This is a genomic window from bacterium (assembly GCA_024742285.1).
GTDB lineage: Bacteria > Myxococcota_A > UBA9160 > UBA9160 > UBA4427 > UBA4427.
The window spans coordinates 389,620-403,784 of record JANSYR010000001.1 but is presented as its reverse complement, the minus strand read 5'-3'; the positions used below and the strand labels follow the sequence as shown (position 1 = coordinate 403,784).

General features: G+C 68.9%; 11 protein-coding genes. 3 read left to right on the top strand and 8 right to left on the bottom strand.

The genetic code is table 11. The annotated features are described in order from the left end of the window. Positions 1–4: 4 nt before the first annotated feature. Entirely contained in the window at positions 5–1,279 is a 1,275-nt protein-coding gene (locus NXI30_01805) for an MFS transporter (GenBank protein MCR9092928.1), read from the bottom strand. 9 nt (positions 1,280–1,288) lie between these two features. Continuing rightward, the gene (locus tag NXI30_01800) at positions 1,289–2,146 is read right to left on the bottom strand and encodes a TauD/TfdA family dioxygenase (protein MCR9092927.1); all 858 of its coding nucleotides are present in this window, start codon (positions 2,144–2,146) and stop codon (positions 1,289–1,291) included. A gap of 102 nt (positions 2,147–2,248) precedes the next feature. On the opposite strand from NXI30_01800, the gene NXI30_01795 reads away from it, so the two are divergent. Beyond that, positions 2,249–2,995 carry a dienelactone hydrolase family protein gene (locus NXI30_01795; GenBank protein MCR9092926.1) on the top strand — a complete coding sequence of 249 codons (747 nt, stop codon included), beginning with the start codon at positions 2,249–2,251 and terminating at the stop codon, positions 2,993–2,995. Between the two features lie 30 nt (positions 2,996–3,025). Continuing rightward, positions 3,026–3,541: a nuclear transport factor 2 family protein gene (locus NXI30_01790; protein MCR9092925.1), complete on the top strand. Its 516-nt coding sequence runs from the start codon at positions 3,026–3,028 to the stop codon at positions 3,539–3,541. Positions 3,542–3,602: 61 nt separating this feature from the next. Here the strand turns inward: NXI30_01790 and NXI30_01785 are convergent, their stop codons facing one another. From NXI30_01785 to NXI30_01760, 6 genes are read right to left on the bottom strand one after another with little or no spacing between them, the layout of a single operon-like run. Further along, positions 3,603–4,316 (bottom strand): alpha/beta hydrolase, encoded by a 714-nt coding sequence (locus NXI30_01785; GenBank protein MCR9092924.1) that lies wholly within the window; start codon positions 4,314–4,316, stop codon positions 3,603–3,605. A 55-nt stretch (positions 4,317–4,371) separates the two neighbouring features. Continuing rightward, a complete protein-coding gene (locus NXI30_01780; protein ID MCR9092923.1) occupies positions 4,372–6,045 on the bottom strand; it encodes an amidohydrolase family protein in 1,674 nt (557 codons plus the stop codon). 31 nt (positions 6,046–6,076) lie between these two features. After that, on the bottom strand, positions 6,077–7,000 hold the full coding sequence (locus NXI30_01775; protein ID MCR9092922.1) for an amidohydrolase family protein: 924 nt from the start codon (positions 6,998–7,000) through the stop codon (positions 6,077–6,079). 13 nt (positions 7,001–7,013) lie between these two features. Further along, the gene (locus tag NXI30_01770; protein ID MCR9092921.1) at positions 7,014–8,189 is read right to left on the bottom strand and encodes a hypothetical protein; all 1,176 of its coding nucleotides are present in this window, start codon (positions 8,187–8,189) and stop codon (positions 7,014–7,016) included. A 23-nt stretch (positions 8,190–8,212) separates the two neighbouring features. Beyond that, on the bottom strand, positions 8,213–9,577 hold the full coding sequence (locus NXI30_01765) for a DUF1552 domain-containing protein (protein MCR9092920.1): 1,365 nt from the start codon (positions 9,575–9,577) through the stop codon (positions 8,213–8,215). A gap of 31 nt (positions 9,578–9,608) precedes the next feature. Further along, a complete protein-coding gene (locus tag NXI30_01760; protein ID MCR9092919.1) occupies positions 9,609–11,708 on the bottom strand; it encodes a DUF1588 domain-containing protein in 2,100 nt (699 codons plus the stop codon). Positions 11,709–11,831: 123 nt separating this feature from the next. Between NXI30_01760 and NXI30_01755 the strand changes: the two genes are divergently transcribed. After that, complete coding sequence (locus NXI30_01755; GenBank protein ID MCR9092918.1) at positions 11,832–14,066, top strand: fused MFS/spermidine synthase; 2,235 nt, start codon at positions 11,832–11,834, stop codon at positions 14,064–14,066. The last annotated feature ends 99 nt before the right edge of the window (positions 14,067–14,165 follow it).

The following is a 14,165-nucleotide window of genomic DNA, read 5'->3' as shown; positions in this document are numbered from 1 at the left end:
GGGATCAAGCGCGCCCGATCGATGCCCGCTCGAGGTCGCTCCGGATCGTCCGCGCGGCCATCACGAGATGGACTGCGCCCCAGGCGAAGCACAGCATCGCGCCCGCCAGCGCGCGCCGAAGCGCGCCGACGCCGAGCTCCGAGGTCCCGAGGTCGCTCAGCATGCCGACGAGCGGGGGGCCGATCCCGAGCCCGAATGCCGTGAGGAGAAGCGAGAGGGCCGCGGCGGCCATGGAGCGAACCGGGGGCGCCGCGACGCTCTGGACCGCGGCGAAGACCGGTCCGATCACCATCGAACCCAGCAGCGAAGCGAGGACGACCGCGCCGACGGCGGCGGCGTACTCCTCGGCGAACACGAAGGCCAATGAGGCCGGGACCGCCAGGACGCAGGCCGTGGCGGGGAGCCAGACGAGCCAACGAGCGTCGCGTGCTGCCCCTCGATCGGCGAGACGGCCCGCGACCAGGACGCCCAGCGCGTTGGCGGGGCCGGTCGCGAGCGCGAGCGAGGTTCCGACGGCGGCGCTGTCGAGCGAGAAGCTCCGCATCCACAGGGGGGCGGACCAGATGAGGAGCGCGTAGTTGGCGGTCGCCGACAGCGCACCGGCGGCTGCGAGATGACGGTAGGTCGGGCGCTGGAGCAGCTGTCGCAGCGCCGCCACGAGCGGGACCGGCGTCCATTCACCGGCCGTTCCGTCGGCCTGGCCCCTGGCCGGCTCGTGGAGCGTCGATCGGATCACGAGCGCGAGCGCGATCCCGGGAACGCCGAAGACGAAGAAGGCCGCGCGCCATCCGAACGCCTCGTTGACCCACCCGCCGCCGGCGTAGGCGATCATCTGGCCGATCGGACTGGCGAGGACCAGCATCGAGAGGGCCGTTGCCCGGCGGTCGACGGGAAAGAGGTCGGAGACCAGGGAATGGGATGCCGGGACCGCCGTCGCCTCTCCGACCCCCAATCCGAGTCGGATCCAGAACATCTCGGTGAAGCTGCGCGCGAGCCCCGTCAATGCGGTCAGCGCGCTCCAGGCACCGAGGCCCAGGGCGATCAGCCCGCGCCGCGATCGGCGATCGGCGAGGCTCGCGATCGGGATCATCGCGACGACGTGGAGGAGCGCGAAGGAGGTGCCCGTGAGCAGCCCCATCGCCGCGTCGCCGACGCCGAGCTCGGCCTTGATGGGCTCGATCAGGATCGACAGCATCTGTCGATCGATCACGTTGAGCATCATCACGAGAAAGAGGAGAACGAGCGCGTAGCGGGCTTGGCTCTCTGGCCTGGAAGACACGATCCGCTCCTAGCGTGCGGCGACCTCTGAAGTCGCCGACACGAGATCGGACTCGCTCGGCTGCTCGTAGTCGGGGAGGGGGTCGAGTGGCTCGGCTCGGACGGTCACCTGATAGAGCAGGCGGTCGCCCTCGAAATCCGGGACGACGTAGTGCTGGACGGCGCGGTTGTCCCAGAGTGCGATCGAGCCGGGGCTCCAGTGGTGGCGCAGGGCGAAGTTCGGCTTCTGCGTGAGCTCCTGCAGGCGGGCGAGCAGGAGGGCGCTCTCCTCCGGGAGCAGCTCGACGAAGTCCTGTACGTGGTGGGCGCTGTAGAAGAGTCCGCGTCGACCCGTTTCGGGGTGGGTCCCGACCAGCGGGAACCACGCCTCGTCGCGCTGTCGACCGCTGTTGCCGGTGTTGCGATGGATCGCGGTCAGCCCGTCCAGCAGCTCTTTCATGCGCTCCGAGAAGCTGTCGTAGATCCGGTAGGCGTTCACGAAGATCGTGTCTCCGCCCCCGTCCGCGGCCGTCTGGACCATGTTGAGCGAGCAGATGCCGCAGGGCATGAAGTCGGGCTCGTAGTCGCAATGCCAGACGGCGGAGACGCCGGCGGACGGCGTGATCACGACGACTTCCTCGTCGCTGTCGGCCAGGACCTGCGGTCGCTCGGGGTGCTTCTCGACCTCGCCGAAGCGCGCCATCACGGCGCGCTGCTCCTCGGCGTCGAGGTGTTGGTCGGGAAAGACGAGCACGAGTCGGTCTAGCAGGAGCGCGCGAACGGCGGCGACCTCCTCCGGTCCCTCGACCTCGCGCAGGTCGATTCCGGATACGAGTGCTCCGAGGGATCCGCTCAGCGCGGCGGTCTTCATTTCGTCGAGTACCGACATGGGGTCTCCCCTTCTCACGTCGGTAGGCTATCAAAGAGGAACCGACCCCGGGGAGCCACGATCGCCCGGCGGATCTCTCCAGTGTCGGTGCAGGGGGAAGCGATGAACGGGGAATTCGTCGAGATCCGGACGGGCGAGGGCCGCGTTCCGACCCATGTCTTTCATCCGACGACGGGGCAGGGACCCTGGCCGTCCGTCGTCTACCTGATGGACGGAATGGGCATCCGACCGACGCTCCTCGCTTCCGCCGAACGTCTCGCCCAGTACGGCTACTACGTGCTCGTCCCCGATCTCTTCTATCGCTCCGGGGACTACGAGCCGCTCGATCACTCGACCTTGCAGGACGATCCGGACCAGCAGGCCCGTGTCATGGAAATGGTCGCGCTCGTGACCAACGAGGGCGTTCTCCGCGACATCGAAGCCTTCCTCGAGTTCTTTGCCGCCAGGCCGGAAGCCAGGCCGGATCGGATCGCCTGCGTCGGCTACTGCATGGGCGGGCCGCTCGCGCTCTTCGCGGCGGGGCGGCTGCCTGATCGGGTCGCCGTGGCGGCCTCGATCCACGGGGCGAACCTCGCGACCGATCGAGAGGATAGCCCGCATCTTCTCGCCGATCGGATGGCCGGCGAAATCTATCTGGGTGTGGCAGAGCACGATCCCTACATCATCCCCGGCGAGACGGAGCGAATCGATGCGGCCCTGCGTGAGGCCGGTGCGAACTACACTCTCGAGCACTATCCGGGTTGTCACCACGGCTTCGCCCTCGTCGGTGCGCACGGCTATGACGCCGACGCGGACGAGCGCCATCGCCAGCGTCTGCTCTCGCTGTTCGAAAGACATCTGGCCGCCTGAGACGAGGGCGGACGGGGAGGATCCGGCATCATGAAGGACTTCGTCGGCGTGTTGCCCGACTGGGAGATCGAGCGGGCGATTCGCCACACGATGGATCTCTACGCGCACTCGATGGACTACGGAGAAGAAGTGGTCTGGCGCGACTGTTTCACCGATGACGCGCTCTTCCTCGTGAACGATGCGCAGAAAGACTTCGCAGAGATCTATCGGGTCGAGGGAGACGAGCAGCTCCGGGCGTACATCGCCGCCTACCCGCGACCGCCTGCCATCTACGCCAAGCACGTCTGTTCGCAGATCCTGATCCGCGTCGACGGCGACACCGCGAGAGCGGAGAGCTTCTGGTTGGCGGTCAACTCGACGGGCGGCGAGCAGGGCGGGGCCCCCGACATCATGGCGTTCGGTCGCTATCGGGATCTGCTCGTCCGTTGTCCCGACGGTCGCTGGCGCTTTCGCGAGCGGATCTGCGAGACGGAGTCGGCCAACTGGCCAGAGCCCGGGACCTACACCGACCGCGAGAACTTCACCGGCGGAGCGACGGCGGATTGAGGTGAAGCCGTAGCGGTGGGGCCGGGTGTCCCGGCTGGACGTCGACCCCGCCCGATCGCGCTCAGTCGGGGAGCGTCGAAACCAGGATCTCCGCGAGAGCCTCGGGCCGAGCGAGCATGGGCGAGTGCCCGCCCGACATCGTGATGGGCGCCCCCCCGCCGATCCACCGACGCGCTTCGTCGAGGAGCCATTCGGGTCGCGCGACCCGGTCGTCGAGGGCGAGCACGACCTGCGTCGGGCGTTCCGGCCAGCGCGAGAGCGGAGAGGGTTCCGCGAGGGGGCGGTCGCCCTGCCAGCGAAGTCGGTCCACGGCCCAGGTCGCGATTCCCGGATCGCAATCGTGGAAGAACAGCTCGCGGGCGTCCTCAGCGGCGATCCGGCGAGTGCCATCGGCCCGGGACTCGAAGGTCGCCTGCGCGTAGTCGGGAGTGACCATGCCCGCGAACCGCTCGGGGTCGACCGGGCCGAGCGGCGTCGGCACGCTGCACAGGAAGACCATTCGAGCGCTCGGATAGCGGTCGGCGACCACCGGCACCGTTCGGCTTCCCAGGGAATGGCCGACGAAGACGAGCGGCTCTCCGTCGACGCGTTCGCTCGGCGCGGCTTCGAGTGCGTCGATGACGATTCGCGCGTACTCGTCGAGACCTGCGAGCGGGTCTTCGCAGGGGAGATCGACCGAGAGGGACCGGTGGCCGAGCTTCGCGAGTGCCGGCTCGAGATCCCGCCAGCACCAGGCGCCGTGCATCGAGCCGTGGATCAGGGCGAACGTCGCCATCGAGCGCTCCGTGCGGAAGAAGGGCCCTTGCCGGAGTCCATCGGGTTCGAGGCCTTCATCCCGGCACGCTGCGAAGGACCCGTCCCGGCAGACGATCGAGCGAACCGAGGCACGACTTCCCCTCCCGACGCGTCGCTGCGCCGGCGACGAGGACGGTCTCGATCCCGGTCGGTGCATCCGCGGTGAGGCGCTCTCCGCCGGCCGGGAAGTCGAAGGCGCGTCGCTCCGGTCCCGGAGAGAGTCGCTCCCAGTCGAGGACGACCACGTCGGCAACCTGCCCGACCTCGAGGGTTCCGCGGTCGGCGAGACCGGCCACGCGCGCGACCTCGCCGCTGACCTTTCGAATCCCCGCTTCGACCGACATGAGGGATCGGTCGCGCACCCAGCCGGCGAGAAAGTCCGTCGGCATGACTGCGTCACAGATCTGGCCGACGTGGGCTCCGGCATCCGAGAGGCCGAGGACGCAGCCTTCGCCTCGGAGGAGCTCGCTCACCCCTTCGAGGTCGTCGTTGGCGAAGACGATCTCGAAGCGCGTCGCGAGATCCTCTTCGAGTGCGAGATCGCAGACGACGTCCCAGGGCGTTCCGCCCCGTTCGTGCGCGAGGTCGAGGACGGAGCGACCGATGAGCTCCGCGTGTACCTCGGACTCGGCGATCGTGAACGTGGCCCATCCGGGATCGATCCAATCGCCGGACTCGAACTCTGCGACGACCTGTGCTCGCCAGTCGCGGTCGGCGAAGACCCTCTCCCGCTCGGCTTCCGGCGTCGCGACGAGCGCCTGGAAGGAAGGCATCTGATAGAACGACGTCGGTTCCCGCATCACGATCCGTTGCACGATGGGTCGACAGGTGACCTGAACGGAGACGTCGGCACCGGTGGCGCGGCCCGCGAGATGTCGATCGAGCTTCTCGCGCCAGGGCGCGCGGGATCTCCAGGCTTCCGGGTAGGTCAGGATCGAAGACCAGTTCAAGACGCGGCCGATTCGCGGCTGGACGTCGTAGACCCAGTCGAACGCTTCGCCTGCGGCGACGTGGAGGACGCCCTGGCCGATCTCGCCCGCGACACCGAGCAGGGCCTCGACCTCCGCCTGGCTGGACACGACGGAGGGGACCGGGCGGCCCCCGTCGCCGAGGTGGAACCCTGCCCGATCGGACGAGAAGCCGAGGGCGCCCGCTCGAATCGAATCGGCGACGATCCGCTTCATCTCCTCGATCTCGGATTCCGTTGCTTCCCGTTCGTAGGCGTCGTCGCCCATCACGTACAGACGGACGGGGGTGTGTCCGACGTAGCCTCCGAAGTGGATTCCGAGGCCGCGGCCTTCGATCAGGTCGAGGTACTCGCCATAGCTCTCGAAATCCCAGGAGACGCCGGCCTCGAGGGTCGCGATCCGCATGTCCTCGACCTTGTCGAGGGTCCGCATGAGCGAGGCGCGATCGCGTTCCTTCGTGGGGGCGATGCTGTAGCCGCAGTTGCCGGCAACGACGCTCGTCACCCCCTGGTGACTCGACGGCTCGAGGCTCGGGTCCCAGAGAACCTGCGCATCGTAGTGGGTATGGATGTCGACGAATCCCGGGACGACGAGTCGACCGCTCGCGTCGATCTCTTCGCTGCCTCGAACGGACTCCTCGATCTCACAGACACGGCCGTCACGGATCCCGACGTCCGCCCGGCGGGCGGGCGCGCCCGTTCCGTCGACGACGGTTCCTCCTCGAATCGCGATCTCGTTCATCGTCTCGCTCCCCTTCGGTTCGCCGCTCGCGTCAGATCCGGTACACGCGCTCCGCGTTGCCGCGCAGCATTGCGACCTGCTCGTCCTCCGAGAGCGGATCGATCGCGTCCCGGAAAGTCGACCAGATCGAGCGATAGTTCGCCACCAACCCGTCGATCGGGAAATTGCTGCCGAAGAAGCATCGGTCGGTCCCGAAGGCCTCGATCGCCTCGAGGATCAATCGATGGTTGGCGGCCGGATCCCAACCGCCCGGAGCCATGCCGAGGCCCGAGATCTTCAGCGCGACGTTCGGATGGCGCGCGAAGAACGCGAGGCCCCGCCGCCACAGCGCCATCCCCTCGTTCGACCGATCGAAAGGCATCAACGTGTGGTTGAGCACGATCTGGACGTCGTCGTGGCGCTCCAGCAGAGCGCGGGCATCGTCCTGCTGCCAGGCGAAGAGCTGAAGGTCGAAGGAGAGACCGAAGCGTCGGAGCAGTCCGAAGTGTTGGAGCCACGTCTCGTCGCGAAGCTGTGCTGCCCGAGAGGCGAGTGCGTCTTCCGCGGAGTCCCCCGACGCGGCCGTCGCATGCGCGTCGAGGATCTGGCGCACGCCCCGGACGTTGGCGTGGCCCGCCTGCGCCTCGAGGACCCCTTCGAAGTCGGGTCGGGACAGGTCGATACCGGCGACGATCGCGTGGGGGAAGCCTCCGGAGTCCGGGTCGTCCGCGACCCTTTGGAGCCATTCCGTCTCGCGCACGGGGTCGTCCGCGTCGTGTTCCGCCTGCACGTGGACCGACTTCACGACGTCACATCCGGCGAGGTCGGCCCGGTAGTCGGCGATCGTGTAGTCGCGACAGATCTTCTCGAAGTCGGGAAAGGGGTCGCCGTCGGGATTCGGGTGCAGCCAGCGGTAGTGCGACACGCCGAGGTCCCAGAGGTGATGATGCGCGTCCACTGCGAGAATCGTCGGCATGGGTGGGAAGGCTCTACTGATCTCCGGACAGGGCGAGCGTCGGACGGATGACGAACGCCGGCTTCGCCTCGAAATGGAGCGCCGTCGAGATCGAAGTACACGCCCCCGTTTCGGGATCGGGGTGACCGTCCGCGACGCGGGGGATCGCGTGGTAGAGGCCGGCGCACATGAAGCCGCGGTTGAAGGCGGCGTTCCGGCCCTGGTGACGGTCGCCGATCATGTGGTCGTTCATCATCGACCAGAAATTCTCGTTGTCCCAGTAGGCGCCGAGAACGCCCTCGATCCGGCCGTCGGAGAGGACGGTCGCCCGGATCCGTGCGTCCCGGTAGAAGACCGCATTGTCCTGCGTCTGCTGCTTGATCTTGAGACGAAGATCCACCGGATCGGTGGTGAGGACACCGTCGACGATCCGGCCCGTGGCGACGGCGTTGTGGTAGGTGGTGTCCGCGTGGGCGTCGAAGCTGACGTGCTCCATCGGTTCGCCGAGCGCGTTCAGCGAGACGGGCGCGGCCGACGAGAGGAACTGGACCTCCACGTGATCGTCGTTCACCGGGTCGTCCATCCCCGCGATCTCCATCAGGATCGCGTAGCCCCCCTCCTTGATCATCGTGTTCGCCTTGTGGAGCCGGTCCATCAGGTCGTTCGGGCGATAGCCGCGAACGCAACCCATCAGTCGCCAGAGCTGATTGTCGATTCCGCGCACGCCCGACGGGTCGACGAAGTCGTCGTGGGCGCATCGGGCGCTCGACGCGTCCGCGAGGGTCGATTCCACGCCGTCGAGGTCGAGTCCGGCCACGCGCGCCGGTCCGTCGAGGGTCCGGTAGCCCGGATCCGGCTGCGCGAACGGATCCTGGCAGGCGTCCGGCGGAAGGAGCGGATGATCCCACTCGAGGTGTCGCCCCTCGGTCTCCCGGACCCGCGTCCGCTCCGCCATGTAGGTCTGCCACTGCTCGGGGAAGTACTCGACCTCGGTCACGTTGAGTCCTTCCGGACATTCGCCGGGCTCGTCATGGGGAATCTCGTCCCACCACCGCGCCATGACGTAGCCGCGTACGCGGGGGGTGGCGTCGGCCGATGCGTCTTCGGCGGCAGTTCCGCGCTCACAGCCCGCAGAGGTGGCGAGGGTGAGTACTACGCCGACGAGCGTCGCGAGGAATCGGGTGGACTCGATCGATCGATGTCGGGACATGCGGACTCCTCGGTCGGGGTGGCTCATGCGAGGATCTCGGAAAGCGGGCGGGACGTCTCGTTCGCGCGGTAGCCCCAGCGCGCAACCGGACGGCCCATCACCTGCTGAAGGGTCAGGCCGATGCGCGCGACGGAATCGCCGGCACCCTGGACGTGGAGACCGTTCCGGATCCGACCGCTGGCGGTTCCGGCGAGCATGATCGGGAGACCCGTCACGCTGTGGCTGTTCGCGTCCGACGTCTCGGAATGGCAGAGCACGACGGCATGGTCGAGCAGGGTGCCGTCGCCTTCCCGCACGCTCGCGAGGGTCGAGACGAACCGGGCCCAGGCTTCCATGCTCCGCATGACGAACGCGGTCGCCTTGGGCTGGTAGCCGAGGGACTCGTCCTTCGCTTCTTCGTGCGTCAGCGTGTGATGGGTGTCGGGGCTGCCCACCGTGTGGAGGCGTGAGGCGCCGGCCGAGAACACGAGGTTGAAGACCCGCGTCTGGTCGCACGCGAGCGCCAGCGCGAGAATCCGGGCCATCAGGTCGTGATTGTGGGCGACGTGCTCGACGTCCTGGGAGACCGGCGCCTCGGCGGGAGAGCCGGGCGGAGAGTCGGGCGGCTGGCAGGCTTCGAGCGGCGGCGGCGCCGAGAGCTGGATCTCGAGCTGACGTTCGAGCTGGCGGAGCGACGTGAAGTACTCGTCGAGGCGCGCTCGGTCCGCCTGCCCGAGTCGACGGTCGATCCGGGCGCGGTCCTCGGTCACTGCCGAGAGTACGCTCTTGCGAAGCAGGGTGCGCGGGTCCGGCGTGAACTCACCCGCGTTCGGATCTGCGAAGCCCGGTCCGAAGATCCGCGAGTAGAGCGAGAGCGGTGTCGGCTCCGCGGCGTTGCGGGCATTCTCGCTGCGCAGGCTGTAGCTGTCCTTGGCGATCCCGTTCGCGGCCATCTCGAGGGATCGGAAGCGCGTCGCGTCGCCGATCGTGTCGGCGATCAGCACGTCGAGGGTCGGTCCGTCGACCTCGGTCGTCGTGATCGGTGCGCCGCCGGTGAGCGTGCCGAAGACCCCGGTTCGATGGACGTGGTTGGTCTCGCCGGCGAGCAGGACACTGAATCCGCTCAGCACCGTCACGTGATCGCGTACCGGCCCGATCGGCTCGAGCTCGGGCGTCAGCGGGAAGTCGCGGCCCGGGGCGGTCGGATTCCAGCGGTCCGGATTCATGCCGCAGCCGTAGAACCAGGTGCCGAAGCGCGTCGGGAGGGGCGCGCCGGTCGCCGCGAGGGCATCTCCGTTCCCGTTCAGGAAGACGTCCAGATAGGGGAGGGCGAGGCTCAGGCCGACCCCGCCGAGGCTGCCGCGTAGCGTCCGTCGGAGCATCGTCCTGCGTGTGAGGAGTCGAGTCATGCCAGACCTTTCCCTCGCGTCGTCCGCTCCATCATAACGCTTCTCCGATCGAGTCCGAGGCGCCGCTCGCGCCCGCGAGCGAGGTCGTCGGCGCCTTCGCCGTGGGCGCAGCCCGGAAGCCCGGCGCGTGAACGATCTCACGGATGAGCGGGGCGAGGCGATGGCCGGCTTCGGCGAAGCGGGCCTCGAGCGTCCGCAGCCATCGGCGCTCCGACGGTTTCGCCGCGCGGCCGATCGCGGCCTGGTAGGCGTGACGCGCGAGGCAGGCGCCGAGGCGGTCGTGATCCGCCAGGGCGGCACCGAGCCCTGGCGCGTCGGCGAAATCGAGGCCGTCGAGGTCGCCGCTCGGGTCGATCATTGCTCCGTTCTCGGACGCGCGCTGGCGACCGATGCCGTCGAAGGGTTCGAGGGCGAGACCGATCGGATCGGTCAGCTTGTGGCAGCTGCGACAGGAGGCGTTCGTCGAGTGCACCTCCAGGCGATCGCGGGCGGTCCGGTGTTCCGGACTGTCGTCGGCGTTGAAGAGACCGAAGTCGACGTCGGCGGGCGCCGGGGGGACGCGCTCGCATAGCAGCGCCTCTCGGATGAAGAGGCCGCGTAGCGTCGCCGAGCTCCGCCCCGCGTGGGCGTGGAGCATGTTGAAGCTGGCGTGGGTGAGAAGACCGCCGCGACCGCTCCCCGCCCCGAAGGTCACGGCCTCCCACCCGCTCTCGGCGCGGACGGGCAGGGCGTAGACGGGGCCGAGAATGCGGGTCATGAAGCTCTCTCGCGAAGTGAAGAGCGCTCGGTAGTCGCCCTCGCGTACCACCAGGTGTTCGATGACCGTGCGAAGCGTCTGCTCTCGGGCGTGTTCGGCGACGCGCGCAGTGAAGATCGGATAGCGAACGGGATCCTTCGCGAGATCGGCGAACCCGTCGAACTGGAAGATGTCCGAGAAGAGCGCCCGCACGCCCGCTTCGAAGCGCGGCGACGCGATCATCCGATCGACCTGCGCGGCATAGCCTTCGGGCGTCTCGAGGGCGCCGCTCAGGGTCGCCTCCAGCAGCGAGGCGTCGGGACCAGCGTTCCAGAGGAAGAAGGAGAGTCGCGACGCCAGGCTCGCGGCGGAGAGCGTCTCCTCTCCGTCGCCGAGGGCGTCCGGCGCGCCGGTCTCGACGCGGAAGAGGAAGTCCGGCGCGATCATCACGCTCGCGAGCGCGGCGCGCGCGCCGATCCAGAAGTCGCCGAAGGTCTCGGTCCCCTCCGTCGCGAGCGCCACCCGTCCGCGGAGATCCCGCTCGTCGATGGGGCGACGAAGGAGCGTGGGCGTGACCTCGCGGAGCATCGCTTCGACGCACTCGGGATCCGGGCGATCCGCCGCCTGCGGTCGGCACGGGAGCCACGCCTCGCGCCGGTCCGGCTCGAGCGCCTGTCGCGCGATCTCGATCGCCATGCGTTCGTATTGTTCGAAGCCGCTCGCCGTGATCGTCGCCTGCGCGCTGCCGACGGCAATCAGGCCGTGGCGTCGATTCTCCGGCTCGAAGCGGCCCGCGATCTCGAGGCCCGGGCCGAAGGCGTCGGCGACGACGTTGCGGTACTGGGCCTCGGTCAGGCGTCGCATTCCGACGCGGGACCCGGCGGGCTCCGACTCCCGCGCGGCGACGGGCGCGGAGTCGCCCGCCGCGGCGCGGAATTCCGGGTGGCGGACGTGGCCGCCGGCCGAGGCGATCACGCCGGCGGCGCCCAGGCTGATCGTGCAACCCACGAGGGCGGCGAGTCCCGAAGGGCGGCGCCAGGCCTCGCTTCGCCATCCGATTCCCAGGACGACGAGCGCCAACAATGCGTTCGCCGGAATCAACCGGCCCCATCGCGCCGCAAGCTCCGCATGGTCGTCGAGCCACGCCTGCCCCGGGCCATCGAGCTCGTCGAAGAGCAGGGGGTAGGCTGCGTCGCCGGACTGGAGCACGAAGATCGCCGACGCCGACATGGCCGCGCAGAGGACGAGGCCGAAGGCGATCGAGCGCCAGCGGTTCTCGATGAGGCCCCAGGCGAGGACGCACGTCGCAACCGCCAGACCCGTGATCGGGAGGTGATTGAGGAGGATGTGGCGATAGGCGGGGTTCTCGATGATCTCGTAGACCAGCTCGACCACGACCGGACTCCTCGAGAAGAAAGGAATTCTCCGTCGTGACCACGCTAGCGAAACGGTTTGCGGTGACGAGTACGGCCGGTCTCCGGATCGAGCGAGGGGAGCCGAACTAGCTACCCTACGCCCGTGTCCGAATCCGCGCGTCCGCCGCTCACCGCGTTCCCACTGCTCGCGGCCGTTCTCGTCTCGGGGGCGGCCGGTCTCAGCTGGGAAGTCCTCTATCAGCACCACGCGGCGCTCGCGCTCGGTGTGTCGGCCTACGGGACGGCGGTGACTCTGGCGTCGATGATGGCGGGCATGAGTCTCGGCGGCTGGTTGGCGGCGCGGCTCGCCCGCGCGGGGGCACTCGAGCGACCGCTCCGCGCCTATGGCATCGCCGAGGTCGTGATCGGATTGGCGAGCCTGGCCGTTCCGCCGCTGCTGGCCGGTCTGGCCTCGCTCGACGTCGGGGTCTGGCGGAGCGCGCCGGCGCTCGCCCCGTTCGTCCGTCTCGCCGGCACGTTCGTGATCCTGATCATTCCCGCGACCGCCATGGGCGCCACGATCCCGATCATCGCGCCGGCGGCGCGGCGCGCGGGGACCAGCGTCGCGACGGCCTACGCGCTCAATACGGCCGGGGCCGTCGTCGGGATCCTGGCGGTGACCTTCCTGGTCCTGCCGGAAGTGGGCGTGACCCGCACGGCCTGGGTCGCGGCGGCGCTCAATCTCGCCGTCGGTGTCTTTGGGCTATGGGTCGGAGGCGAAGGGGACGACGCCGAAGTGGAGCGCGACGTCGCCTGGCCCGCGCCGCGCGTGCTGGCTCTCGCCTTCCTGAGCGGCGCGGCGATCTTCGCCCTCGAGGTTTCGTGGTTCCGATCGATTCGCGCCGCGCTGCAGTCGACGACCGAGGCGTTTGCCGTCACGATCGCGGCGTTCCTGACCGCCCTCTCGATCGGCGCCGCCCTGGCGAGCCTCGCGCGTCGTCGCGATCGGGACGTGGTCGCGTTCGTCCTGCCCGTGGCGGGTGGGGCGATCCTGGTCGCGACGCCCTTGATCGATGCCCTCGATCGATTCACGGTCCCGACCCTCTTCGAATCAGTGGCGCCCACGCTCTTCTCGGTCGAGCTCGGAGTCCAGCGGTTCGGTTGGGTCCTGGCCTTGACCGGAATCCCCGCCGCGCTCCTCGGAACGATCTTTCCTTCTCTGCTCGCGACCCACGCCTCGACGAGCGGGAGCGGTCGGCTCTACATCGTGAACTCGGCGGGGGCCGTGATCGGTTCGCTGGTCGCCGGATTCCTGCTCCTGCCTTCGATCGGTGCGACCCGGGCCAGCTGGCTGGTCGGGCTCGCGATCTGCGGCGCGACGCTGCTCAACCCGTCCCGCACACGCCGGAGCGTCGTGGCGGCCGGGCTCGCCGCGGTGGTCGGGCTCGGCGCGGCGCTCTCGATGGAGGAGAGCTCGGGTCGCTATCGCGTCCAGGGCCACGGCTGGCCCGAAGAGGGCAAGGTCGACTTCGTGCGTGAAGGCGCGGACGCCACGACCTGGGTCGTCGACGTCGAGGGGACCCACCTGCTCGTGATCGACGGCTTCATCGCGTCGCTCGAACACGGCTCGAGCAGCTACATGCCCTGGATGGGGCATCTCCCGGCCCTGGCTGCGAGGAACCTCGAACGAACCCTCGTGATCTGCATGGGGACCGGGCAGACCGCGGACGCCGTCCGGGACCACGGCCCGGGACACCTCGACGTCGTGGATCTGAACGCCGCCGTCTTCGACGCGGCTCCGCTCTTCTCGACGAACGACGGCGTCCTCGAAGACGCACGCGTCGAGACGACCGTGATGGACGGCCGCGCGTTCCTGCGCCGGACCGAAGAACGCTTCGACCTGATCACGCTCGAGCCGATGCCCCCCAACTTCGCGGGCAGCAACCACCTCTACTCGACCGAGTTCTACGAGCTCGTGCGCGATCGTCTCGCGATCGGCGGCGTCGCCGCACAGTGGCTCCCGATTCATCTGATCAGCGAGACGGACACGTTGGCGATCATCGGAAGCTTCGCCGAGCTCTTCCCCTACACGCGCCTGTGGCAGGATCCCGAGACGAAGACGGGCGTCCTGGTCGGCGGCCTCGAGCCGTGGGACTTCTCCGAAGCGACGATTCCGCTCGACTACTCACTCGCCCAGATCGAGAAGCAGATTCTGCTCGACGCCGACGAGATCCGCGCGATCAGCGCGGGCGGGCCCCGGGTAACCGACGACAACCAGCGCCTCTCGTACGGCCGCGATCGCTTCGAGCGAGGGTCGGCAGCCGGTATCGGCTGGTCGACGCAGCTGAGCCAGCGGAATACGCGGATGCTGCTCCAGGCTCGCCTGCGGGCGCGCTGAGCAGCGAGTTCTTCCCGCGATCTGCGAGCCCCGTTTCCTGATGCGGAGCGACCGTCTTCGGGACATACCGCAAAGACCTGCCCGGCCATCTGGGCGTTC